This window comes from Streptomyces sp. So13.3 (assembly GCF_005860785.2).
GTDB lineage: Bacteria > Actinomycetota > Actinomycetes > Streptomycetales > Streptomycetaceae > Actinacidiphila > Actinacidiphila fildesensis.
Map to the genome: position 1 here is coordinate 5,374,536 of NZ_CP048835.1, position 23,042 is coordinate 5,397,577.

A 23,042-nucleotide genomic window follows, 5' to 3' on the forward strand; every position below is an offset into this window, starting at 1 on the left:
CTGTTCTGCTGTTACCGCTGTTTACCGTCTTCTGCTTTTGTTCTGCTCCGACGTCTCGGCGTGCACAACCCTGCGGACTTCTCACGGAAGGGGTCCGCAGCGTCACACGTTGAGCCGATACCCACCTCGGCCAAGGACACAAACCTCTGAGTACCGCAGCTGTCATCCCCGCCGCCGGACGAGGCGTCCGGCTCGGCCCCGGCACCCCCAAGGCGCTGCGCTCCCTCGGCGGCATCCCGATGCTGGTGCACGCCGTGCGCGCCATGACCCGCTCCCGGGCCGTCTCCCTCGTCGTCGTGGTCGCGCCGTCCGACGGTGTGGCCGAGGTCCAGGCCATGCTCGACAGCCACGGGCTGCCCGAGGGCAAGGACATCAGGGTCGTCGCCGGCGGCGGGACCCGCCAGGAGTCGGTCCGGCTCGGTCTGGCCGCGCTCCCCGAGGACGTCGACATCGTCCTCGTCCATGACGCCGCCCGCCCGCTGGTGCCCGTCGAGATCGTCGACGCGGTCGTCGCGGCCGTACGGGACGGGGCCCCGGCCGTCGTCCCCGGCCTGCCGCTGGCCGACACCGTCAAGCAGATCGACCCCGGCACGAACATCGTCACCGGCACGCCCGAGCGCGCCCTGCTGCGCGCCGTGCAGACCCCGCAGGGCTTCCGGCGGGACGTGCTGGCCACGGCGCACGCGACGGTGCCGGGCGACGGCGAGGGCGCCACCGACGACGCGGGCATGGTCGAGCGGACCGGCGTCCAGGTCGTGGTGGTACCCGGCCACGAAGAGGCCTTCAAGGTGACCAGGCCGCTGGACCTGGTGCTCGCCGAGGCCGTACTCGCCCGCAGGAGGGCCACCGATGGCTTCTGACGCTTCTCCGTCCTCGTCCATGCGTCTGCCGCTCGTCGGCATCGGCACGGACGTGCACGCCTTCGAGGCCGGCCGCGAGCTGTGGTGCGCGGGCCTGCACTGGCCGGACGCCGGTGACGGCCTGGCCGGCGACTCGGACGCCGACGTCGCCGCGCACGCGGCCTGCGACGCGCTTTTCTCCGCGGCCGGGGTCGGCGACCTCGGCGCGCACTTCGGCACCGGACGGCCCGAGTGGGCCGGAGCGTCCGGCGTCACGCTGCTCGCCGAGGCGGCCCGCATCGTCCGCGAGGCCGGCTTCGAGATCGGCAACGTGGCGATCCAGGTGATCGGCGTCCGCCCGAAGATCGGCAAGCGCCGCGACGAGGCCCAGAAGGTTCTCTCCGAGGCCATCGGCGCCCGCGTCTCGGTCTCCGGCACGACGACCGACGGGCTCGGCCTCACCGGCCGCGGCGAGGGACTGGCGGCCATCGCCACCGCGCTCGTGCTGCCGGCGGCTCCGGCCCCGGCTGCCTGAACCCGCCCTCCACCAGCCTTCCCCGGGGCCGATTCCGGACCGGATCCATGGCTGATTCGGTGCCGATCCGGAGCCGATTCGGGCCCGATCCGGAGCCGATTCGGGCCCGATTCGGAGCCGGATTCCGAGTCCGACCGGGGCTTGAGGGGGTTACCCCCGCAGGCAGGAGCCACGCCCGGAAGATCGTCCGGCCCGCTCCCCCCTGCAACCCGAGCGGAGCGCACTTGGCACGGCGTTTCGCCCACTACCCTTGTTGGCGTGACTATTCGCCTGTACGACACCAGCGCTCGGCAGATCCGTGATTTCACCCCGCTCACGCCGGGCTGTGTCTCGATCTACCTCTGCGGTGCCACCGTGCAGGCGGCCCCGCACATCGGGCACATCCGGTCGGGCCTGAACTTCGACATCATGCAGCGGTGGTTCGCCTACCGCGGCTACGACGTCACCTTCATCCGGAACGTCACCGACATCGACGACAAGATCATCACGAAGTCGGCCGAGCAAGGCCGCCCGTGGTGGGCGATCGGCTACGAGAACGAGCGGGCCTTCAACAACGGCTACGACGTGCTCGGCTGCCTGCCGCCCACCTACGAGCCGCGGGCGACCGGCCACATCCCCGAGATGGTCGAGATGATGCGCGAGCTCATCGACCGGGGCCACGCCTACGTCGCCGACGGCAACGTCTACTTCGACGTGCGCTCGTTCCCCGGCTACCTGGAGCTGTCCAACCAGGAGCTCGACAACCTGCGCCAGCCCAGCGGGGAGGGCGAGACGGGCAAGCGCGACCAGCGGGACTTCGCCATGTGGAAGTCGGTCAAGCCCGGCGAGCCGTCCTGGGAGACCCCCTGGGGCCGCGGCCGCCCCGGCTGGCACCTGGAGTGCTCGGCGATGGCCCACAAGTACCTGGGCTCCGCCTTCGACATCCACGGCGGCGGCATCGACCTGATCTTCCCGCACCACGAGAACGAGATCGCCCAGGCGAAGGCGTTCGGCGACGACTTCGCCGGCTACTGGGTGCACAACGCCTGGGTCACCATGAGCGGCGAGAAGATGAGCAAGTCGCTCGGCAACTCGGTGCTCGTCTCCGAGATGGTCCAGCGCTGGCGCCCCATCGTGCTGCGCTACTACCTCGGCACCCCGCACTACCGCTCGATGATCGAGTACAGCGAGGAAGCACTGCGCGAGGCGGAGTCCGCGTTCGCGCGCATCGAGGGCTTCGCGCAGCGGGTCGTCGAGAAGTGCGGTCCTGTCGCGCCGGCCGCCGAGGTGCCGATCTCCTTCGCCGAGGCGATGGACGACGACCTCGGCGTCCCGCAGGCGCTGGCCATCGTCCACACCTCCGTCCGGCAGGGCAATTCGGCCCTCACGGCGGACGACAAGGAAACCGCGATCGCGCGTCTCGCCGAGGTCCGTGCGATGCTCGGTGTACTGGGACTGGACCCGCTCGACGAGCAGTGGGCCGGCGGCGGGCACGGTGACGACCTGCACGGCGTCGTGGACTCACTCGTCCGGCTGGTGCTGGAACAGCGGCAGGCGGCCCGGGAGCGTAAGGACTACGCGACCGCCGACGCCATCCGCGACCAGCTCCAGCAGTCGGGGCTGGACATCGAGGACACCGCGTCCGGACCCCGGTGGTCGCTCGGCTCGCGCTGAGCGCGTCACCGTGCCGTCCGCCGGCGTACCAGACCCGTCCGCCGTACCAGCTCCGCCCGAACAGCCCAGTCCCCCTATACGTCAGTACATTTTCAGCAGCGAAGAAGTGAGAGTGCCCCATGGCCGGGAACAGCCAGCGCAGGAACCGCCGTACCTCCAACAAGAAGGGCATGAAGGTCGGCACCGGCGGTCACCGGCGTAAGGCTCTGGAGGGCAAGGGCCCGACCCCGCCCGCCTCGGACCGCAAGGGCCACAAGAAGAACCGCGTCGCGAAGGCCGTGGCCAAGCGGACCGTCTCCTCGCAGTCGCGCCGCCCGTCGGGCCGCGGCGCGAAGTCCACGGCCGAGCTGGTCGTCGGCCGTAACTCGGTGGTCGAGGCGCTGCGCGCCGAGATCCCGTCGACCGCGGTCTACGTCCAGCAGTACATCGACACCGACGACCGGGTGCGCGAGGCGATCAAGCTCGCGACCGACCGCGGTGTCCCGCTCATGGAGGCCGCGCGCCCCGAGCTGGACCGGATGACGAACGGCCTGAACCATCAGGGCATGGTCCTGCAGATCCCGCCGTACGAGTACGCGCACCCGGAAGACCTGCTGGAGACCGCCGCCAACAGCCACGAGGCCCCGCTGATCATGGCGCTCGACGGCATCACCGACTCGCGCAACCTCGGTGCGGTCGTCCGCTCCATGGCCGCGTTCGCCGGTCACGGCGTCGTCGTCCCCGAGCGCCGCGCGGCGGGTATGACCGCCGGTGCGTGGAAGACCTCGTCGGGCGCCGCCGCCCGCGTCCAGGTCGCCCGCGCCACCAACCTGACCCGGACGCTGGAGGCCTACCAGAAGGCCGGTCTGGTCGTCGTCGGCCTCGCCGCCGACGGTGCGACGGACCTGCACGAGCTGGACGCGCTCGCCGGCCCCGTCGTGATCGTCGCCGGTTCCGAGGGCAAGGGGCTGTCCCGCCTCGTCGGCGAGACCTGTGACTTCCTGGTGCGCATCCCGATGCCGGGTGGCGCGGAGTCCCTCAACGCGGGCGTCGCCGCCGGCATCGTCCTGTACGAGGCGGCCCGCCGCCGCGCGTGACCCCTTGGCGGCCGCGCGCCACCCCTTGTGCGTGACGCCTTGCGCGTGACTTCTTGTGGGTGACGTCGGGTGCGCGGTTGTTCGTGTGTGACCGACCTCCGTGGACGCTGACGAGGACCCGGACCGGATCACTTCCGGTTCGGGTCCCGATCCTTTCGGAGTCGGCCCCGCATCGTTCCCGGCCAGCGCCCCGATGCTGTTGATCTTGACGGGTCTCGGACATCCATCGGTGCGTCGGCAGTGTCCTAAACGTCTGTCACTCGGTTAGTGGAGTGTGGACACCAGAACACCCCGCACTCCTACGGGGGGTGGGACGCCCGGGTTCGACGAACCTGCCCTGAGCATGCTCAAGGTCCCGAGCGACCCGGCCCAGGTCATCGTCAACCACGCGAGTTTCCGCGTCCGGCTCGGCGTGACCTCGGCCCGTGCCCTGAGCCTCGACGAGACCGCGCGGATCCCCGTCATTCCCAGCTCCGTCAGGCGACGGGCCGCACCAGTGGTGTGGTCCGGCCGGACCGAGCCCGGCGACCCGGCTGCCGGCCGGCTCCTGCAGGCGGTCCGCCACGCGGGCCACGCGGGCGCGGAATCCGGCTCCGGACGCTCCGGCCCCGACACGCCCGCCGGCTCGACGCAGCTGCTGCCGCGGATCGACATCGACGAGGCGGCGACGCCCGGCGTCGTCGGCCCGCGCATGCCGGAACCCGAGCTGCTGCGCGGCGTCCGGCCCGCCCGTGGCGCCTTCGACGATGACTACGACGGCTACGACGACGAGTTCGGTGACGGGCGCGATGACCGCCGCGGCAAGGGCCTCGCGGCCGGACCGGGCGAGAAGAACGGGATCCGGCGCGGCCGCAACGCCGAACCGATCCGGCACGCCTGGTACCCCGGGCACCGGATGAACCTCGGCGTCGTCCTGCTCCCGCTGCGCGTCTTCCTCGGCTTCATCTCGGTCTACGCCGGCATGAGCAAGCTGTGCGACCCCGTGTACTTCGACGGCGGCGAGCGCGGCTCGATGGTCAAGTGGCTCACGTCACTGCACCCGTGGGCCGCCGCGGCGCCGCTGCGCGATCTCGCGCTCACGCACCCCGTGGGCGCCGGGCTGACCATCGCCTTCCTCCAGGTCATCGTCGGCGTGCTGACGATCTGCGGGCTGTGGCAGCGGGTCGCCGCGTCCCTCGCCGCCGCGCTCTCCGTGGCGCTGCTGGTGACGGTGACCTGGCGCACGGTCCCGGTCTACGACGCCCCGGACTTCATCTACCTCGCCGCCTGGAGCCCGCTGATCATCGCGGGCGCCCCCGTCTACTCCGTGGACGGCCGCCTCGCGGGCGAGGCGTGGCGGCGGCTCGGGCCGCGCGCCGAACTGTGGGACCTGCGCAGGCGGGTGCTGCGCCGGGGTGTGGTGCTGGCCACGATCTTCGTCGGCCTGACGCTGCTGTGCGGATCGGTGCTGGGTGCCGCGGTGCGGTCCTCCAGCACCCACACGGACGTGCCGACCCCGGCGCGCATCCCCGTCAACAACCTGCCGGGCACCCCGCTGCCCGAGGTGTCGGGGACGGCCACACCCGGCAAGCCCAAGCCCACCCCGAAGCCGTCGAAGTCCGCCGGCGCCAAGAAGAAGCCGACCAAGTCGCCCTCGGCGTCGCCGAGCGGCACCCACAAGAGCGGCAGCACGGGCAGCGGCAGCAGCAGCAGCAAGCCCCGCGAGTCCTCCTCGCAGCCGACGCAGCCCAGTTCCCCGCACCAGTCGCACCGTCCGACGACGTCCCCGACGACCAGCAGCGGCACCGTGCACGACCCGATCGGCGGCCTCCTGGGCAGCGGATCGCCCGCCGGCCTGCTGCTCGGCCGGTCGGGACCGTCCGGCGACACCGGAGGCACCGGCGGGTCGGCCTGACGGGTCGGGTCGGGTCGGCAGGATGACATGGCGGTGGCCCGCACCCTTCGGGGGTGCGGGCCACCGCCATGTGCGTACGGGGGCCGTGGGCGCCGTGGAGGGACCGTAGGCGACCCGGAGGCGGTGGAACGCGTGAGAGGGGCTCAGCGGCCCGCTCAGCGCCACGGCGGGCGGACGGGGGTCCGTCTTCAGCGGTTGCTCAACGGCTGAGAGCGGCCAGCTCCTTGGCGGCCTCGGTGAGGTCCTTCGCCGTGTCGATGGCCCGCCAGTACGCGCCCTGCGGGATCGGGAAGCCGGCGAGGCGGCGTTCGCGCGCGAGCCGGGGGAACGTGGTGCGTTCATGGTCGCCGAGATCCGGCAGCAGCCCGGTGAACTCCGGGTCGAAGACGTACACGCCCGCGTTGATCAGGAACGGGGAGGGCGGCGCCTCGATGAAGTCCAGGATCTGCCCGAACTCGTTGGTCTCCACGGCGCCCCACGGGATCCGGGGGCGGGCCAGCGCCAGCGTGGCGACCGCGGCGCGCTCGTGATGGAACGCGGCCATCTCGCGCAGCGAGAAGCGGGTCCAGATGTCGCCGTTGGTGGCGTACCAGGGCTCGTCGGGGCGCGGGAGCGACGCGGCGGCGTACTTGAGCCCGCCGCCGCGACCCAGCGGTTCCTTCTCGACGACGGTGGTGACGTTCAGCGGCAACCGGGCCGCGTCCAGCCACTCCTGGAGCACTTCGGCGAGGTGGCCGCACGAGACGACGGCGTCGGTGACGCCCTCGGCGGCCAGCCAGTCGAGCTGGTGGCCGATGATCGGTGTCCCGGTGCCCGGGATCTCGACCATCGGCTTGGGACGGTCATCGGTGTAGGGCCGCAGTCGCGACCCCTGCCCTCCGGCGAGGAGGACGGCCTGGGTCACGGTAGGAGCGCCGTTCGTCATGCTGGGCACCCTACGGGACCTCGAACGCGTGATGACGGCGTCCCCGGGCGGCAGGGGACGCCCGTCATGGTCAGTAGACGGAGGCGACGCCGGTCGCGAACGAGGTGTCGCACACCGGACGCGAGAAGGACTGGGCGCGCACCGGACCGTACTTGGCGACGGCGGCGCGGCCGAGCGACCGGGCGATCGACGTGCAGTACTTTGCCAGTGACGGCCTGGTGGCCATCTCCGCCTGCAGGTCGGTCAGTACAGTGCTCGCGGACTTGTCCTGGAGCTCGTCCAGCAGTCGGGTGCGCAGCACCTCCTGCGGCTCCTTCGAGGACGGCACGATCTCCGGTTTGTCGTGCGAGGCCGTGAGCACCTGGGCCTCGGAGGCCGAGGTCGCCCACGGGACGCGGGTGACGGCGAGGGTCCCGGACAGCACGAGGACGACCGGGAGTACGAGCGCGAATGTCTTGCCGATGCGGCGAGCTACCTGGTTCACGCTCGCGATCGTAGCGATGGGTGATGATTTGGCGACATTTAGTCACCCTGCCGGGTGAGGGGAATCGCTGATACGGGTGCGGCCGGTTGACGAACGGGATCGAAAAGCCCGGTGTGTGTAGGTATTTGTCGACACCGGAATGATCAACGCGGACGCAACGCGGAACGGCCGCCCGCGGGTTGCGCGAACGGCCGTTCCGTACTGCTTATATGCCCGTTGGCCCGTTGGCCACGTTGGCCCTTCGGGTTGAGCGTCAGTGGGTGAGGCGCTCACCGGTGGAGGTCGAGAACACGTGGGCCTCGCCACCGCGCGGCACGACGTGCAGCACGGAGCCCTTCTCCGGGATCTCGCGGCCGCCGACCCGGATGACCAGGTCCTGGTGCTCGCCGCTGACCTCGGCGCTGCCGTAGACGAAGCCGTCCGCGCCCAGCTCCTCGACGACGTTGACCGTGACGGCCAGACCGGCCGGCTCGTCCTTCGACAGCGACTTGGCCTCGCCGTTCACGATGTCGAAGTGCTCGGGGCGGACGCCGACGGTGACCGTGCGGTCGCCCTTGTCGGAGGCGGCCGCGATGGCGTCGCGCTCGACGGCGACGATCGAGTTGCCGAACTTCACGCCGCCGTCGGTGATCGGGACCTCGACGAGGTTCATGGCCGGCGAGCCGATGAAGCCGGCGACGAACAGGTTCGCCGGGCGGTCGTACATGTTGCGGGGGGTGTCGACCTGCTGCAGCAGCCCGTCCTTGAGGACGGCCACGCGGTCGCCCATCGTCATGGCCTCGACCTGGTCGTGGGTGACGTAGACCGTGGTGACGCCCAGCCGGCGCTGCAGGCTGGCGATCTGCGTACGGGTCTGCACCCGCAGCTTCGCGTCGAGGTTCGACAGCGGCTCGTCCATGAGGAACACCTGCGGCTCACGCACGATCGCGCGGCCCATCGCGACACGCTGGCGCTGACCACCGGAGAGCGCCTTCGGCTTGCGCGCCAGGTAGTCGCTCAGGTCCAGGATCTTCGCGGCTTCCTCGACCCGCTTGCGGATCTCCGCCTTGTTCACGCCGGCGATCTTGAGCGCGAAGCCCATGTTGTCCGCGACGGTCATGTGCGGGTACAGCGCGTAGTTCTGGAACACCATCGCGATGTCCCGGTCCTTCGGCGGCAGGTGGGTGACGTCGCGCTCACCGATGCGGATCGCTCCGCCGTTGACGTCCTCGAGACCCGCGAGCATGCGCAGGGAGGTCGACTTCCCACAGCCGGACGGACCGACCAGAACCAGGAACTCGCCGTCCCCGACCTCGATCTCCAGGCCGTCCACCGCGGGCTTCTCCGAGCCCGGGTAGATACGGGTCGCCTTGTCGAACGTGACAGTAGCCATAGCTGTTGCACCCCTCACCGGCAGGAACGTGCCGGACGATCCGAGTAAAGGAAGGATTGGTCTAGTCCGCCATATGCGAACTGACCGTGACGCTACCCGCCGCCTGCCCCTTTGTCAGTAGCCCCCGGTCACCGACTTTCCCCACACCCGGCACCCCCCGCCTTGAGTACACTTCTCCTGGCCCCGCACCCGCACCACCCACCCGCGGACCCATGCCCCCTTAGCTCAGCTGGCCAGAGCACCGCTCTTGTAAAGCGAAGGTCGTCGGTTCGAATCCGACAGGGGGCTCCCCGCACCACCCGCCCGAGCCGCACCAGCGGCCCGAGCGAGCACCACATCGTGACCACCACAGACGGCCCCGGACACCGCGTCCGGGGCCGTCTGCGTGAGCGCTGCGTGAGCGGCCGGCCCGGCCGGAGGCGGCGTCGATGGCGGCGGCCGCGACGAATCTGCGGAACGCGACGCACAAGCTGCCCAGGCGCTGAGCGCCTACCGCCACGCGTCCGGAACCAACGGCCCGTACCACTTCAAGGCCACCGTCACCTGGAAGATCGGCTGGACGGGCACTGGCAACCCCAAGCCGGTCGATCTCCCCGACGGGACCTTCGGTACCACCACGGACCTGACCGTCCGCGAGATCCAGGCCGTCGTCCGCTGACCTAAGTCGGCGACCGCTTGGCTGGGTCAGGCGCGGGGGATGGGGCTGAACCCCCGTTGTTGAACGCCCTCGTGGCCCCTCTCGCGTTCACCCGGGCCGCCCGTGAGCCGGTCAGCGGGTGAGGAGGGTGGCCAGTTGGGTGGCGAAGGCCGGGGCGTGGGGGAGGTAGCCGGCGTGGTTGCCTGGGAAGTCGGTGATGGGGATGCCGAGGCGGGTGGCCAGGACGGTGTTGGGGCGGTAGGGGAGGAAGCCGCGGGAGTCGCGGCCGCCGGCCAGGGCCAGTTGGGGGGTCACGGTGGCCAGGGCGGTCAGGTCCGGGAGGTGGTTCGTGACCGGCAGGAGCTCGTGGGCCAGGAAGCGGTCGGTGTTGGCGGCCATCCGGGTGACGAGGTCGCGGATCTGTGGGGGGAGCTCCGTGTGGGGCAGGGGACCTTCGGTGTCCAGGCCCATGCGGGCGCCGAAGACCTCCATCGCGGGTCCGACGCCGTCGCGGAGGTAGATGGCGTGGACGTTCCTGAGGAAGGCGATGTGCTCGTCGGCGTCGGGGAGCACGCCGAACAACGGGGGTTCGTGGGGGACGGCGATGCGGACGCGGTCCGGGTGCCGGGTGAGCAGGTCGAGGGCGACGATGGCGCCCGAGCTGCTGCCGAACACGTGGGCGGGCTCGTCGGTGAGGGCGGCGAGGAGGAGGCGGGCGTCCTCGCTGTCGGTCGCGACGCTCATGTCCTGCGGCGGGCCCTCCACCGGGCTGCGGGAGTTGCCGCGCCGGTCGTAGGTGACGACGGTGTAGCGGTCGGCCAGGGCGCCGGCGACACCCTCGAAGACACCGGCGTCGCCGGAGCCGCCGTGGATCATGAGCAGGACGGGACCGGAGCCGCGGATCTCGTAGTGGAGGGTGGCTCCGGGCACTTTGAGCGTGTCGGTCCTGGGCGCGTTCGTCGACGGCGCGTTCATCGGTCCTCCTGGGGCGTTCCGGGGTCCTGGCCGGCGCTGCCCGGATCCGTCAGGTCTTGGTGGCCCTGGCGGATCCGGGCAACGACTCCACTGTGGACCGCGTCACCGACAGGGCGCTGATACGCGGCCGACGCGGGCGTCCTGGACGGCGAAGGTCCTGTCCAGGCCGGTGAGGTGGAGGAGTTTGCGGAGGTGCGGGCGGACGCCGGTGAGGTGCAGCCGGCCGTGCCGTGCGCTGATGAGGTTGTGGGCGTGGACGAGCACGGAGAGCCCACGGCAGTCCATGAACGTGACGCCGGTGACGTCGATGACGAGGTCGGGAGGGCGGCCCCCGTGCTCCCGGCGGGCGAGTCCGTCCAGCCGTCGGCTGATGTACGGCGTGGCCATGAGGTCGATCTCGCCGTGGAGTTCGACGACCGGCACGGTGCCGCGGGTGCTGACACGGACGGCGAAGGCGGGGCTCGGTTGGTCTGGTGGGACGAGGGGCACGGGGGCTTCCTTCCGGAGAGGTTCCACGGAGGTTCCACGGGAGGCGTACGGGCTCGGCCGGACCGGCCCTACGCGGCGTGCAGCGCCAGGGTCGGCGACAGGCGGGCCGCGCGGACCGCCGGATAGAGGCCGGCGACGGTGCCGATGATCAGCGTGGCGCCGAAGCCGCCGCTGACGGCCCACGGCGGTACCACCCACGGGAGGCCGCCGGTGGTGGCGTAGACGAAGGTGGCGAGGGAGCCGAGGGCGATGCCCGCCAGGCCGCCGAGTCCGGAGAGCATGAGGGACTCGGTGACGAACTGGATGCGGATCTGGCCCCTGGTCGCGCCCAGGGAGCGGCGCAGCCCGATCTCGTAGCGGCGTTCCAGCACCGAGATGATCATGGTGTTGGCGACGCCGACACCGCCGACCAGCAGGGCGACCCCGCCGAGACCGAGCAGCAGATTGGTGAACGCGCCGTCCGTGGCGGCCTTCGCCTGCAGTGCCGCCGAAGGATCCGTGACCTTCACGACCTGCGGGTTCTGCGGGTTGGCCGTGCGCGGGACCAGGTCGCGTACGGCGGCGACCGCGGCATCGGTGGAGCGTTCGTAGACGGACGTGGGATGGCCGTCGAAGCCCAGCAGCCGTTCCGCCGCGTCCCACCCGACGAGGGCGGAGCGCTCGATCTCGGGGGCGAGCGGCAGCGGGTCGAGGATGCCGGTGACGGTGAAGTACCGGCCGCCGATGAACACCTGCTGCCCGGGGGCGGTGATGCCGAGGCGGTCGGCGGCGACGCTGCCGAGCACGACGGACGGGTACCTGCCGGTGGCCTTGTTGAGCCAGCTGCCGCTGCGCACCGACCCGCGCAGGGTCTTCAGCAGCTCCTCGGTGGTCGCCTTGACGGCGATGCCGCCGGTGTCGCCCTCGGGGATCTTCTCGGAACGGCGTACCGACTGCTTGATGTCGCCGGTGGCGCCCACCTGCTCGACGCCCGGGATCCGGCCGATCATGCCCGGGGCCTCCTTCGGCAGCCGGGCGTCCTGGCCGGTGAACAGCGCGTCGCCCGGGGTCACCACGAGCATGTTGGTGCCCAACCGGTCCAATTCCCGTATGAGTTGGGCCTTGCTGGAGGACGAGATGCCGACCACCGCGATCATCGTCGCGATGCCGAGCGCGATGCCCAGCGCGGACAGGACGACGCGCAGGGGGCGGCCGCGCAGCCCGGCGGATCCGACGTGGAACACATCGCGGGCGCTGAGCCGGGCGGGGGAGAGTGCGGTGCGCCTCATACGGCGACCGCTCCGGCGTCGGTCCCGGTGCCGGGTGCGGAGTCAGGTGCCGCGTCCGTCCTGGCATCAGCACCCGTCCCGCCACTCGTGCGGGCCTGTCTGGTGTCCGCCACCACCCGGCCGTCGCGGATCCGCACCTGGCGGGGCAGCCGGTCGGCGATCTCGCTGTCGTGGGTGATCACGGCGATGGTCGCGCCTTCCTTGTTGAGATCGTGCAGCAGCTCCATGACCGCCTCGCCCGAGGCGGAGTCCAGGGCGCCGGTGGGCTCGTCGGCGAGCAGCAGGTCGGGTTCGCCGACGACGGCGCGCGCGATGGCGACGCGCTGCTTCTGCCCGCCGGACAGCTGGTGCGGCTTGTGGTCCATCCGGTCCGCGAGGCCGACGCGCTCCAGCGCGGCGGCGGCCCGGCGGCGGCGTTCGGCGCGCGGCAGCCCCGAGTAGAGGAGCCCCTCGGCCACGTTGTCCTGGGCGCTGATGCCGGGCACGAGATGGAACGCCTGGAAGACGAATCCGACGTGCTGGGCGCGCAGCGCGGAGAGCCTGCCGTCGGACAGCGCGGCGACGTCGTGGCCCGCGATGGCGACCGAGCCGGAGGACGGCCGGTCCAGGGTGCCGACGATGTGCAGCAGGGTGGACTTGCCGGAGCCGGACGGGCCGACGATGGCGAGCAGTTCGCCGTCGTCGATCGTCAGGTCCACGCCACGCAGCGCCGTGACGCCGCCCGGGTACTGCTTCCCGACGCCCACGAGTTCGACGACGGTGTTCGGGGCGGTACCGGTGGAACTCACAGCGACGGCACCCCGACCTTCATGCCCTCGCGCAGCCCGCCGCCGCTGATCTCGACCCGCCCCTGCCCGAACATGCCGAGCTCGACCGCGACGTCGCGCGCCTTGCCGTTCTCCACGACCTGGACGCCGAAGCCGCCGCTGGGCAGCGCCAGCAGGGCGTTGACGGGTACGGACAGCACGCCCTGGTGGGTCTGGCCGGTCAGGTTCACCGTCACCGGGGACTTGTCGAGGCCGCCGACCTTGGACGGGTCGTCGAAGGTGACCGTGACGGAGATCCTGGGTGTCTTGTCCTGCGGGTCCTCGCCCTCCTCGACGGTCTTGCCGATGGAGGAGACCTTGCCCTGCGCGGTCCCGCCGCCCGGCAGATCGACGGTGACTTTGGTGCCGGTCCGCGCCAGCTGACCGTCGGCGACCTCCAGCTTGAACTCGACGATCCGCTCGGAACTGGTCGTGGTCAGCACCGGCTTGCCGGGACCGGCCTGGTCGCCGACGGTGGAGTCCGCCGACTTGATCCGTACCGGGCCGGCGGAGAAGGCGATCTGGTCGGGGCCGGTCGTGCCGGTCCTCGGCAGGTCGTGGTCCTTCTGCCAGCGCTTCACGGCATCGGCGGTGCCGGCGGTGAACGTGCCGTCGGCGGCCAGGCCGGAGCCGAAGCCGAGGGCGCGCAGATTCTCCTTCAACTGCCGGACGTCGTCGCCCTTGTCGCCGGTCTTCAGCGTCCGGTACATGGGGGTCGTGCCGTACATCAGCCGTACGGGCTTGCCGTCGACCTCGTACAGCCTGCCGTCGCGCGCGACGGAGGAGCCGGCGCCGGCGACCCAGGTGATGGTGCCCATGGCGCCCGCGTTGATCTTGCGCTCCTTGGAGTACCCGAGCGTGCCCTGCTTCTGGGTGCTGTCGCTGAGATCGCCGCGCTCGATCGGGGCGGTCGCCGGCGGGAGGCCGGAATTCTGCTGGGTCACCCCCTTGTCGGGGGCGGCCAGCGCGGTGACGGCCACGCCGCCCCCGGCGACGACCACGACCACCGCCACGGCGGCCAGAACGATTCTCTTGCGCTTCATCGACGTATTCCCGTCCGTCCCCTGCGTGCTCGGCCGCGTGCTCTGCGTTTCGTGCCTTGCCTGCGTTCGGCGTGTTCCGTGCGTTCCGTGCGTGCTCTTGCGCATGCCGTCGGTCACGCCGGTCGTCAGTCGACGGAGCAGAGCTTGTTGGCCTTGTCGAACTTCTCCTTCTCCGCGCCCTGCGGCATCGGCATGGCCTTCTGCATCCCGCCACTGCCGCCAAAGTTCGGATCGGGCATGTCGACGCCGTTCCTACGCATGCACTGCGCGAACTTGAGAGCCTTGTCCTTGTCCGCCTGGGATATTTCTCCCGACGGATTCGCGCTGAACTGCTTGCAGGCGTCCATCGCCTTCTTCATCGACGCCTCACTGCCGTTCCTGCCGATCGTCATGCCCCGCGGGTCCTCGCCCGGCTTGGGTTCCTGCACGTCCATGCCGTTGTCCCGCAGGCACTTGCGGAACTTGAGCGCCTTGTCGGCGGCGGTGTCGGCCGAGCTCTTCCCGGGCGATCCCTTCGCGTCGGAGTCCGTATCGGAGCCCGAACAGGCGGAGGCGAAGAGGGCGAGAGCGGCCAGTGCCGCGGCGCCGGCGGAAACGCGGTTGCGATTTCTCATGGGATTCTCACTTTGCGGCTGTTCCGGATAGTGACGGGAGGAGATTGACAGCCGCAGAGCTCTCGTTTCTCTAAGCGAGGTCCTTTACAACGCCGAAAGGTCCCCATCGGGTAAACAGGGGCACATGCGTGTTTTGCTGGTGGAGGACGAGGAATTCCTGGCCGAAATGGTGGCCGACGGGCTGCGCCGTGACGCCATCGCGGTGGACGTGGCGTCGGACGGCGCCGAAGGGCTGCGCAAGCTCCGGTTCGGCGCCTACGACGTGCTCGTCCTGGACCGCGATCTGCCCGGGGTCCACGGCGACGAGGTCTGCCGCCGGGTCGTGGAGCAGCGGCTGCTCACCCGGGTGCTGATGCTCACCGCCGCCGGCACCGTCCGCGACCGGGTGGCGGGGCTCGGCCTGGGCGCCGACGACTACCTCACCAAGCCGTTCGCCTACGACGAGTTGCTCGCCCGGGTCCTGGCACTGGGCCGCCGGGTGCACCCCGCGCTGCCCCCGGTGATCGAACGCGCCGGCCTCGTCATGGACGGCGCGCGCCGCCAGGCGAGCCGCGACGGCCGGTATCTGAGCCTGTCCCGGAAGGAGTTCGCGGTGTTGGAGGTACTGATGCGCGCGGACGGCGCGGTCGTCAGCGGCGAGGACCTGATCGAGCAGGTGTGGGAGGAGGACACCAGCTACCGCACGAACGCGGTCCGGGTGACGCTCAGCAAGCTGCGCACCAAGCTCGGCGAGCCGCAGGTGGTGGAGACGGTGCCGGGCGTCGGCTACCGGATCGCCGACGTTCCGGGGGACCGGTCGCCGAACGCAGCCGCCGGGGACCAGGCCCTGAACTCAACCGCCGGGGAGCGGACCCCGAACTCCGCCTCCCGGGTCCAGGCCCCGAACTCCGCCTCCCGGGACCGGTCATGAGCCGGTTCCGTCTGCGGCTCTGGCGGCTGAGCAGTGAACGGGCCCGGCTGACGAGTCTGTACGGCGGGCTGCTGGTGCTGGCCGGCGGCGTGCTGATAGCCCTCGTGTACTCGCTGGTGCGCAGCGGTCTCTACTCCACCATCAGCCTTGCCGTCACCACCGCCGTCCCCATCGGCGGCGGCCCCCGCTCCCCGTACGCCCTGCCGACCCGGCAGTTCGCCGAGGCCCAGCCGGCGCTTCCCCTGCAGGGGCAGACGTTCGACGCCGCCAAGGCGCACGCGGCGACGAAGATGATCACGACGGCGGCGGAGAGCGCGGCCCTCAGCAAACTGCTGACGGTCTCGCTCATCTCGCTCGCCGTCTTCGCCGTGCTGTCCGTGGCGCTGGCCTGGTGGATGGCGGGACGGGTGCTGCGTCCGGTGGGCGTCATCACGTCCACCGCCCGCCGGCTGTCCGGTGAGAACCTGCACGAGCGCATCAAGCTGAAGGCGCCGCCCGGCGAGCTGAAGCAGCTCGCCGACACGTTCGACACCATGCTCGACCGGATAGAGCAGCTGGTCTCCGCCCAGCAGCGGTTCGTCGCCAACGCCGCCCATGAGCTGCGGACGCCGCTGGCCGTGCAGCGTGCCGCGGCCGAGATCGGGCTGGCGGACCCGGACCTGGATCCGGAACGGCTCGCGCGCCTGCGCGGCAAGCTCATCGACGTCGCCGATGACAGCGAGAAGCTGATCGACGGACTGCTGCTGCTCTCGGCCAGCGACCAGGGGCTGGAGCGCGTCGGGCCGATCGCGCTCGACGCGACCGCGGCGAGCGTTGCGACGGCGCTCGCGGACCAGGCGGGCGAGCACGGGGTCACCGTCGGGACCGAACTGCGGCCGCTGACCGTGCAGGGCGAGGCCGTGCTGCTCGGGCATCTGGTGCACAACCTGGTGAGCAACGCGATCCGCTACAACCACCCGGGCGGGCAGGTGCGGGTCAGGGTCGGCGCGGACGGCCTGGAGGTCGTCAACACCGGCCCTGAGGTGCCGGCCGCCGAGGTGCCGGAGCTCTTCGAGCCCTTCCGGCGGATGCAGGCCCGCCGCCACGGGCCGGGGGAGGGGGCGGGACTCGGGCTCTCCATCGTCGCCTCGATCGCCCGCGCGCACGGGGCCGTGGCCACCGCCGCAGCGAATCCGGGCGGCGGCCTGACGGTCCGCGTGGCCGGCTTCCAGCCGGCCGGCTCCAGGAAGCCGGTTTCTCAGCGGTCCTAGCGGTCCTGGTCCTAGCGGTCCTGGCCCTAGCGGTCCTAGAGGTTCTGGCCCTGGCGGTCCTGGCGGCTTTAGAGGTCGAACTCCTTGGGGTCGATGCCCACCGCGAAGCACGCCTCGCGGACGACACCCTGCTCGGTCTTGTCGAAGTCACCGTCGGCGCCGCCGATGACGATGCCGATCTGGATGACGGCGCGGGCCTCGGTCGGCTTCTTCTGGACCTTGCCGATCTCCTGCAGGATCCCGACCTTGCCGAAGTCGAAGTCGGCGGTCAGCTTGCCGAGGTAGGCGTCGAACCGGCGCTGCAGGTCATCGGCCGGGAAGTTCTGCAGTACGTCGTTGCCCGCGATCAGCGACGCCACGCGCTGGCGCTCGGACGGGTCGATCTGACCGTCGGCGGCGGCGACCAGTGCGCACATCGCCATGCTCGCGTCGCGGAACGCCCCGCTCTTGAGGTCGTTCTTCTTGGCGGTGAGCTGGGTCTGCATGGTCTGCGCGGACTCCTTGAAGCGATTCCACAGGGCCATGGTGGTGTTCTCCTCGACGCATTGGCTTTCGATCTCGCCCAGGGAACTCCCCGGAGGCCCCATGGAGTTCCCTGGCGCCCCCGGGCCGGGCATCGCCCGGGGGCGCGCGGGACGGCACGCGACCGGCGGCCAAGGATGCGGCGGCTACGGGACCAGCACGACCTTGCCCATCGTGGCGCGGGTCTCCAGCGCCCGGTGCGCGGCGGCGGCCTCCGCCAGCGGGAAGCGCTGCACCGCAGGTACGAGACGGCCGGCGGCGGCCTCCGCGAGGGCCGCCTCCTCCAGGGCGCGCAGGCCCTCGGGGCCGCCGATCGCCTTCATCATCGGCGGGCCGATCACGGTCTGCGAGGTGATCCCACGAGTGGCCAGTTCCTCCTCGCCGAGCTCCAGCGGTCCGCCGGCGGACCAGCCGTAGACGAGGTGCCGGCCGCCCTTGCCGAGCAGGTCGACGGCGGCGCGGCCGAGCGGGCCGCTGACGGCGTCGAAGACGACGGTCGCGGACCGGCCGCCGAGGGCGGTGCGCACCTGGTCGGTCCAGCCGGGGGTGTTGTAGTCGACGGCCACGTCCGCGCCCAGGCCGCGGATCCGTTCGACCTTGGCCGGGCCGCCCGCCGCTCCGACGACGGTCGCGCCGAGGTTCTTGGCGTGCTGGACGAGCAGGGTGCCGATGCCGCCGGCCGCGGCGGTGACGATCACCACGTCCTGGTCGGTCAGGTCCGCGAACCGCAGGATGCCGAGGGTGGTGCGGCCGGTGCCGATCATGGCGATGCCCTCGGCGAAGTCCAGGTTCTCCGGCAGCTCGTGCAGTTTGCCGGTGTCGGTGACCGCGGTCTCGGCGTAGCCGCCGGGGACCATGCCGAGGTGGGCGGCGACGCGCCGGCCGAGCCAGCGCGCGTCGGTGCCCTCGCCGAGCGCGTCGACGGTGCCGGCGACCTCGCGGCCGGGGATCGTCGGCAGCTCGGGCAGCGGGTACGGGCTCTTCGGGTCGCCCTGGCGGAAGACGGTGTCGATCACGTGGACCCCGGCCGCGCCGACGGCGATCCGCACCTGCCCGGGACCCGGAACCGGGGTCTCGGTCTGCTCGTACGTCAGGTTCTCGGCGGGGCCGAAGGCGTGCAGACGGGCGGCGCGCATGGCGTTTCTCCGGATCTTCGGGCGGTGCGGGCGCCTGGTGGCGCCCGCACCGCTCATCCTTCGACGTGAACCTAGGTTCACGTCAAGGCCGGAGGTCCGGAGGAAGCCGGGAGGTCCGAAGGCGTCCGGGAGACCCGGGGCCTGCGCTACCGCGTTACGACGACCGGGCCAGGAGCTTCTGCTTGGCCTGGGCGTACTCCTCCTCGGTGAGGTCGCCGCGGCTCTTCAGCTCGGACAGCTTGTGGAGCTGGTCCACGCTGTCGTCCTGCGTGCCCGCCGCTTCGCGCACGTACTGCTTGAAGGCCGTCTGCTGAGCCTCCACCTGCTTGACGTCGCGCTGGCTCATGCCCTTGCCGCGCACGATGACATAGGCCAGCACGCCGACGAAGGGCAGCAGGATGACCAGGATCATCCAGCCCGCCTTGGCCCAGCCGCCGAGCTCGCGGTCGCGGAACAGGTCGCCGATGATCCGGAACAGCAGGAAGAACCAGAGCACCCAGAAGAACAGCAGAAGCATCGTCCAGAAGAGGTCGAGCATCGGGTAGTTTTCCATGACTCAAGGAGAAGCTCTGGTCAGAACCGGCGCATCCGGGGTTGACCCGAATGGGTCACACGCGCGGGAAGCGGGCCCGCAGGTCCCAGATCGCCGGGTTGTCGCCGAGGCCGTCGTGCATGTCGGTCAGGTCCGCGATCAGGTCGTGCAGGAAGTCGCGTGCCTCGCGGCGGAACGTCGTGTGGTGCAGGGAGAGCGGCGGCTCGTCCTCGGCCCAGTCGGCGACGACGTCCACGTAGCCGAAGCGCCGCGCGAAGCGGAGCCGGTCCGTGGACTCGGTGAAGTCGAACTCGGCGTACTGCGAGCGCGAGGCGCGGCTGCCGCGCGGGTCCTGGTCCAGCCGCTCGACGATGTCGCACATCGCCCACGCGAAGTCGAGCACCGGGACCCATCCCCAGGCTGTGGACAGTTCGCGCTCGCCCTTCGCGAGGTACACATCGCCGCAGAACAGGTCGTGACGCAGGGAGTGGACGGTCGCGGTGCGGTAGTCCGTCTGCGGGGGGTCGGGAAAGCGGCGGGAGAGGGCGTAGCCGAGGTCGATCACACTGTCGATCGTCGCACGCGGTACGACTGCGGAATGACGCGGCGGAACGACGCGTGGGCGCGACCCGGTCCGCGTCGGTGCAACAGCCGCCGGCCGGTCCGGGTCGGCGCAGCAGCCGCCGGCCGGCCGCGTGGTCAGCGCAGCAGCCGCTGCTCCTTGGCCACGGACACCGCTCCGGCCCGGGTGTCGACGCCGAGCTTGTCGTAGATCCGGCCCAGGTGCGTTTTGACGGTCGCCTCGCTGATGAACAGGGCGCGGGCGATGTCGCGGTTGCCGAGGCCCTGCGCGAGCTGGGCGAGGATGTCCAGCTCGCGTTCGGTGAGGTTCGGGCGCGGGGCGCGCATCCGGGCCAAGACGCGGCTGGCGACCGGCGGCGAGAGGGTGGTGCGGCCCTGGGCCGCCGCGTGGATCGCGGCGAACAGCTCCTCGGGCCGCTCCGCCTTGAGCAGATAGCCGGTCGCGCCGGCCTCGATGGCGCGGGTGATGTCGGCGTCGGTGTCGTACGTGGTCAGCACCAGGACGTGCGGGGCCGCGTCGGGCGCCTCGACGGCCGAGGTGATCCGCCGGGTGGCCTCGACGCCGTCGATCCCGTTCCCCAGCTGGAGATCCATCAGGACGACCTGCGGACGCAGCCGGGCGGCCATGACGACCGCCTCCTCGCCCGTCCCGGCCTCGCCGATCACGTCGATGTCGCCCGCGCTGGCGAGCAGCGCGAGGAGCCCGGCGCGTACGACGGCGTGGTCGTCGCAGACCAGCAGCCGCACGGGGGCGGGCGTGGGCGTGGGTTCCGGTACGGCGGCGGAGGCGGTCACTGGTGCTCCAGGGGGATCGTGGCGGTGACGACGGTGCCTTCGCCCGCGCCGCTCTCGACGGTCAGGGTGCCGCCGAACTGGCGGAGCCGGGCGCGCATCGCCGGCAGGCCGTGGCCGCGGCCCGCCCCTTCGGCGGCGGCGCCGGAGCCGGGGGCCGCGCGGTCGGCCGGGTCGAAGCCGCGGCCGTCGTCCGCGATGTCCAGGACGGCCTGGTCGCCGAGGTACGACAGGGTGATCACGGCGGCCGAGGCGCCGGCGTGCTCGCGCACATTGGCCAGCGCGCCCTGCGCGATCCGCATCAGCGCGGCCTGCGCGGCGGCCGGCAGCCCGCCCGATGCCGTGCCGCTCGGGGTGGTTCCGATCGGCGTTCCGCCAGGGCTTCCGTCCAGGTGGAAGCGGACCGGCAGGCCGCTCTCCGCCGACTCGCGTTCGGCCAGCGCACGCAACGCGTCGTGCAGGGTGCCGCCGTCGGCGAGGTCGGCGGGCGCGAGGTCGTGCACGAAGGCGCGCGCCTCGGCGAGGTTGCGCGCGACGATCGAGGTCGCGGTGGTGACGTGCGTCCTGGCGGTGCCGGGGTCGCTGTCCCAGGTGCGGGCCGCGGCCTGCAGCAGCATCTGCTGGCTGGACAGGCCCTGCGCCAGGCTGTCGTGGATCTCCATGGCCAGCCGCTGCCGCTCGGCCAGCGCGCCCGCGCGCCGCTCGGTCGCCGCGAGCTCGCGCTGGGTCCTGACGAGGTCGTCGATGAGTGCGTGCTGACGGGCGGCCTGCCGCTGCATGTGCAGGAAGACGGCGGTGGCGAGGCCCGCGACGGCGGGCGGCAGCAGGAGGAGGTTGGGGTCGAAGCCGTCGGCCAGCCGGAGCTGGGAGATGACGACCAGGACGGTGAGGGCCGCCACGAGGATGATCGCGGCACGTGCCGGCAGGGTCCGCAGCCCGCTGTAGAAGAGCGGGATCGCGCACCAGGCGAAGCTCGGCGCGAGCAGCACGATCACCACCCAGGCGACGACGACGGCCGCCAGCCACAGACGGTGGGCCGAGGGCCCAGCCCTTCCGGCGGCCGGACCGAGCGCGTACAGGACGGCGAGCGCGACGCTCAGGCCGATCACCCACGGCACCCTGGCGGCGCCCGGATGGTGCACCACGAAGCGGGTCAGCGAGGCACCCAGCAGCACGACGAACGCGGTGTGCATGACGAGGGTGAGCCAGCCCGCATCGGGGTCGGCGGTCTCCGCCGCCGGTCGCGGGGTGGTGCTCACGTGGATCTCCTCGTCGTCGGCCGCTCCTGCCCCCGTATCCCTTTATCGCCCGGCCCCGCCGGCCCCGCATCATCCGATCGGTTGACGGCCCCGTCATCCATCATGCCCGCGGGGAGGGGCCGGCTCGCCGACCCTGATCGGCCCGGTCCGGGCCGAGGATCGAAGGGCAGGCCCGGTGCGGGCCGCACCGATTCTCTGAGGAGTGACCGTGAAGATTTCCGCTCGTGTTCTGGCCGGGTCCCTCGCTGCAGCCGCTCTCGGCGCCGGCGTTTTCGGCAGTGTGTCGGCGTCCGCCGCCCCGGCGCCCGCCGCGAAGACCGCCGACGTCCGGCCGTCGCAGACCGTCCGGACGGCGCATCTGACGATCGACGCCGCCGCCAAGGGCGCCCAGGCCGCGCTCGACGCCGCCGAGAAGGCCGGCCAGCACGTCACCGTCGCGGTCGTCGACCGCAACGGGAACACCGTCGTCACCCTGCGCGGCGACGGCGCGGGCCCGCAGTCCTACGAGTCCGCCGAGCGCAAGGCGTACACCGCGGTCTCCTGGAACGCCCCCACCTCGGAGCTGGCCGAGCGGCTGGCCCAGGCCCCGAACCTCAAGGACATCCCCGGCACCCTCTTCCTGGCCGGCGCCGCCCCCGTCACCGACGGCGGTGCGCCCATCGCGGCCATCGGTGTCGCCGGCGCCCCCAGCGGCGACCTGGACGAGCAGTTCGCGCGCGTCGGTGTGGCGGCTCTCGGGAAGTGACCGCTCTCGGGAAGTGACCGCCGCACGAACGCCGACGGCCTCCGGATCAGGGTGCGATCCGGAGGCCGTCGGGAGGTGGAGCCGGTGTCAGAGGTTGACGCCGAAGTCCGTGGCGATACCCACGAGGCCGGAGGCGTAGCCCTGGCCCACCGCGCGGAACTTCCACTCCGCGCCGTTGCGGTACAGCTCGCCGAAGACCATCGCGGTCTCGGTGGCCGAGTCCTCGCTCAGGTCGTAGCGGGCGATCTCCGCCTCGCCGGCCTGGTTGACGATGCGGATGTAGGCGTTGCGGACCTGGCCGAAGTTCTGGCTCCGGGTCTCGGCGTCGTAGATCGAGACCGGGAAGACGATCTTGTCGATGTCGGCCGGGAGCGCCGCCAGGTTGACCTTGATCTGCTCGTCGTCGCCCTCGCCCTCACCGGTCTTGTTGTCGCCGGTGTGCACGATGGACTGGTCGGGCGTCGCCTTGTTGTTGAAGAAGACGAAGTGGCCGTCCGAGTAGACCTTGCCGGTGGTGTTCACAGCGATGGCGCTCGCGTCGAGGTCGAAGTCGGTACCGGTGGTGGTACGGACGTCCCAGCCGAGACCGACCGTGACCGCCGTCAGGCCAGGCGCCTCTTTGGTCAGCGAGACGTTGCCGCCCTTGGACAGGCTTACAGCCATTGGGAGTCCCCTCCATGGAGATGGGTTGTTGCCGACGAAGC

23 protein-coding genes, 1 tRNA gene and 1 pseudogene are annotated in these 23,042 nt (G+C 71.5%); 9 read left to right on the top strand and 16 right to left on the bottom strand.

Annotation, left to right across the window (positions count from 1 at the left end):
- The first annotated feature begins 146 nt into the window (after positions 1 to 146).
- From ispD to C8250_RS24250, 5 genes are all read left to right on the top strand, one after another.
- Positions 147 to 860: a 2-C-methyl-D-erythritol 4-phosphate cytidylyltransferase gene (gene ispD / locus C8250_RS24230; RefSeq protein ID WP_138354084.1), complete on the top strand. Its 714-nt coding sequence runs from the start codon at positions 147 to 149 to the stop codon at positions 858 to 860.
- On the top strand, positions 850 to 1,374 hold the full coding sequence (ispF, locus tag C8250_RS24235; RefSeq protein WP_138354085.1) for a 2-C-methyl-D-erythritol 2,4-cyclodiphosphate synthase: 525 nt from the start codon (positions 850 to 852) through the stop codon (positions 1,372 to 1,374). Before ispD ends, ispF begins: the two co-directional genes overlap by 11 nt.
- A 258-nt stretch (positions 1,375 to 1,632) precedes the next feature.
- A complete protein-coding gene (gene cysS, locus C8250_RS24240) occupies positions 1,633 to 3,027 on the top strand; it encodes a cysteine--tRNA ligase (protein ID WP_138354086.1) in 1,395 nt (464 codons plus the stop codon).
- A gap of 119 nt (positions 3,028 to 3,146) precedes the next feature.
- Positions 3,147 to 4,103 (top strand): 23S rRNA (guanosine(2251)-2'-O)-methyltransferase RlmB, encoded by a 957-nt coding sequence (gene rlmB / locus C8250_RS24245; RefSeq protein WP_138354087.1) that lies wholly within the window; start codon positions 3,147 to 3,149, stop codon positions 4,101 to 4,103.
- 343 nt (positions 4,104 to 4,446) lie between these two features.
- Positions 4,447 to 5,997, top strand: coding sequence for a DoxX family membrane protein (locus tag C8250_RS24250; RefSeq protein ID WP_138354088.1), 1,551 nt, complete (start codon positions 4,447 to 4,449; stop codon positions 5,995 to 5,997).
- A 199-nt stretch (positions 5,998 to 6,196) separates the two neighbouring features.
- Here C8250_RS24250 and C8250_RS24255 read toward each other — a convergent pair whose 3' ends face one another.
- The 3 genes from C8250_RS24255 to ugpC form a co-directional block, all read right to left on the bottom strand.
- Positions 6,197 to 6,922, bottom strand: a complete 726-nt coding sequence (locus tag C8250_RS24255; protein ID WP_138354089.1) for a nucleotidyltransferase family protein — start codon at positions 6,920 to 6,922, stop codon at positions 6,197 to 6,199.
- A gap of 70 nt (positions 6,923 to 6,992) precedes the next feature.
- Positions 6,993 to 7,406, bottom strand: a complete 414-nt coding sequence (locus C8250_RS24260; protein ID WP_138354090.1) for a hypothetical protein — start codon at positions 7,404 to 7,406, stop codon at positions 6,993 to 6,995.
- Between the two features lie 253 nt (positions 7,407 to 7,659).
- The gene (ugpC, locus tag C8250_RS24265; RefSeq protein WP_138354091.1) at positions 7,660 to 8,778 is read right to left on the bottom strand and encodes a sn-glycerol-3-phosphate ABC transporter ATP-binding protein UgpC; all 1,119 of its coding nucleotides are present in this window, start codon (positions 8,776 to 8,778) and stop codon (positions 7,660 to 7,662) included.
- 214 nt (positions 8,779 to 8,992) lie between these two features.
- On the opposite strand from ugpC, the gene C8250_RS24270 reads away from it, so the two are divergent.
- Positions 8,993 to 9,066, top strand: a tRNA-Thr gene (locus C8250_RS24270).
- A gap of 481 nt (positions 9,067 to 9,547) precedes the next feature.
- Here C8250_RS24270 and C8250_RS24275 read toward each other — a convergent pair.
- From C8250_RS24275 to C8250_RS24300, 6 genes are all read right to left on the bottom strand, one after another.
- The gene (locus tag C8250_RS24275; RefSeq protein ID WP_138354092.1) at positions 9,548 to 10,390 is read right to left on the bottom strand and encodes an alpha/beta hydrolase; all 843 of its coding nucleotides are present in this window, start codon (positions 10,388 to 10,390) and stop codon (positions 9,548 to 9,550) included.
- Between the two features lie 102 nt (positions 10,391 to 10,492).
- The gene (locus C8250_RS24280; protein WP_187144968.1) at positions 10,493 to 10,879 is read right to left on the bottom strand and encodes an STAS domain-containing protein; all 387 of its coding nucleotides are present in this window, start codon (positions 10,877 to 10,879) and stop codon (positions 10,493 to 10,495) included.
- 68 nt (positions 10,880 to 10,947) lie between these two features.
- Positions 10,948 to 12,147 carry an ABC transporter permease gene (locus C8250_RS24285; protein ID WP_138354094.1) on the bottom strand — a complete coding sequence of 400 codons (1,200 nt, stop codon included), beginning with the start codon at positions 12,145 to 12,147 and terminating at the stop codon, positions 10,948 to 10,950.
- The gene (locus C8250_RS24290; RefSeq protein WP_138354095.1) at positions 12,144 to 12,935 is read right to left on the bottom strand and encodes an ABC transporter ATP-binding protein; all 792 of its coding nucleotides are present in this window, start codon (positions 12,933 to 12,935) and stop codon (positions 12,144 to 12,146) included. The genes C8250_RS24285 and C8250_RS24290 overlap by 4 nt, the downstream gene beginning before the upstream one ends.
- Positions 12,932 to 13,996 carry a peptidoglycan-binding protein gene (locus C8250_RS24295; protein WP_138354096.1) on the bottom strand — a complete coding sequence of 355 codons (1,065 nt, stop codon included), beginning with the start codon at positions 13,994 to 13,996 and terminating at the stop codon, positions 12,932 to 12,934. The genes C8250_RS24290 and C8250_RS24295 overlap by 4 nt, the downstream gene beginning before the upstream one ends.
- A 125-nt stretch (positions 13,997 to 14,121) precedes the next feature.
- On the bottom strand, positions 14,122 to 14,610 hold the full coding sequence (locus tag C8250_RS24300) for a hypothetical protein (RefSeq protein ID WP_138354097.1): 489 nt from the start codon (positions 14,608 to 14,610) through the stop codon (positions 14,122 to 14,124).
- 124 nt (positions 14,611 to 14,734) lie between these two features.
- Here C8250_RS24300 and C8250_RS24305 point away from each other — a divergent pair.
- Positions 14,735 to 15,385, top strand: a pseudogene (locus tag C8250_RS24305) (response regulator transcription factor); the annotation flags it as partial.
- 131 nt (positions 15,386 to 15,516) lie between these two features.
- The gene (locus C8250_RS24310; protein ID WP_232485411.1) at positions 15,517 to 16,770 is read left to right on the top strand and encodes an ATP-binding protein; all 1,254 of its coding nucleotides are present in this window, start codon (positions 15,517 to 15,519) and stop codon (positions 16,768 to 16,770) included.
- A 68-nt stretch (positions 16,771 to 16,838) separates the two neighbouring features.
- Here C8250_RS24310 and C8250_RS24315 read toward each other — a convergent pair whose 3' ends face one another.
- From C8250_RS24315 to C8250_RS24340, 6 genes are all read right to left on the bottom strand, one after another.
- Complete coding sequence (locus C8250_RS24315; protein WP_138354099.1) at positions 16,839 to 17,294, bottom strand: TerB family tellurite resistance protein; 456 nt, start codon at positions 17,292 to 17,294, stop codon at positions 16,839 to 16,841.
- A 144-nt stretch (positions 17,295 to 17,438) separates the two neighbouring features.
- Positions 17,439 to 18,428, bottom strand: a complete 990-nt coding sequence (locus C8250_RS24320; RefSeq protein ID WP_138354100.1) for a zinc-binding dehydrogenase — start codon at positions 18,426 to 18,428, stop codon at positions 17,439 to 17,441.
- A gap of 154 nt (positions 18,429 to 18,582) precedes the next feature.
- Positions 18,583 to 18,981 carry an SHOCT domain-containing protein gene (locus C8250_RS24325; RefSeq protein ID WP_138354101.1) on the bottom strand — a complete coding sequence of 133 codons (399 nt, stop codon included), beginning with the start codon at positions 18,979 to 18,981 and terminating at the stop codon, positions 18,583 to 18,585.
- Between the two features lie 55 nt (positions 18,982 to 19,036).
- A complete protein-coding gene (locus C8250_RS24330) occupies positions 19,037 to 19,525 on the bottom strand; it encodes a hypothetical protein (RefSeq protein ID WP_138354102.1) in 489 nt (162 codons plus the stop codon).
- Positions 19,526 to 19,659: 134 nt separating this feature from the next.
- Positions 19,660 to 20,337, bottom strand: a complete 678-nt coding sequence (locus C8250_RS24335) for a response regulator transcription factor (RefSeq protein WP_138354103.1) — start codon at positions 20,335 to 20,337, stop codon at positions 19,660 to 19,662.
- Positions 20,334 to 21,527 carry a sensor histidine kinase gene (locus C8250_RS24340; protein WP_138354151.1) on the bottom strand — a complete coding sequence of 398 codons (1,194 nt, stop codon included), beginning with the start codon at positions 21,525 to 21,527 and terminating at the stop codon, positions 20,334 to 20,336. The genes C8250_RS24335 and C8250_RS24340 overlap by 4 nt, the downstream gene beginning before the upstream one ends.
- A gap of 274 nt (positions 21,528 to 21,801) precedes the next feature.
- On the opposite strand from C8250_RS24340, the gene C8250_RS24345 reads away from it, so the two are divergent.
- Positions 21,802 to 22,338, top strand: coding sequence for a heme-binding protein (locus tag C8250_RS24345; RefSeq protein ID WP_138354104.1), 537 nt, complete (start codon positions 21,802 to 21,804; stop codon positions 22,336 to 22,338).
- Between the two features lie 87 nt (positions 22,339 to 22,425).
- Here the strand turns inward: C8250_RS24345 and C8250_RS24350 are convergent, their stop codons facing one another.
- Positions 22,426 to 23,001 carry a TerD family protein gene (locus C8250_RS24350; RefSeq protein WP_138354105.1) on the bottom strand — a complete coding sequence of 192 codons (576 nt, stop codon included), beginning with the start codon at positions 22,999 to 23,001 and terminating at the stop codon, positions 22,426 to 22,428.
- Between the last annotated feature and the right edge of the window lie 41 nt (positions 23,002 to 23,042).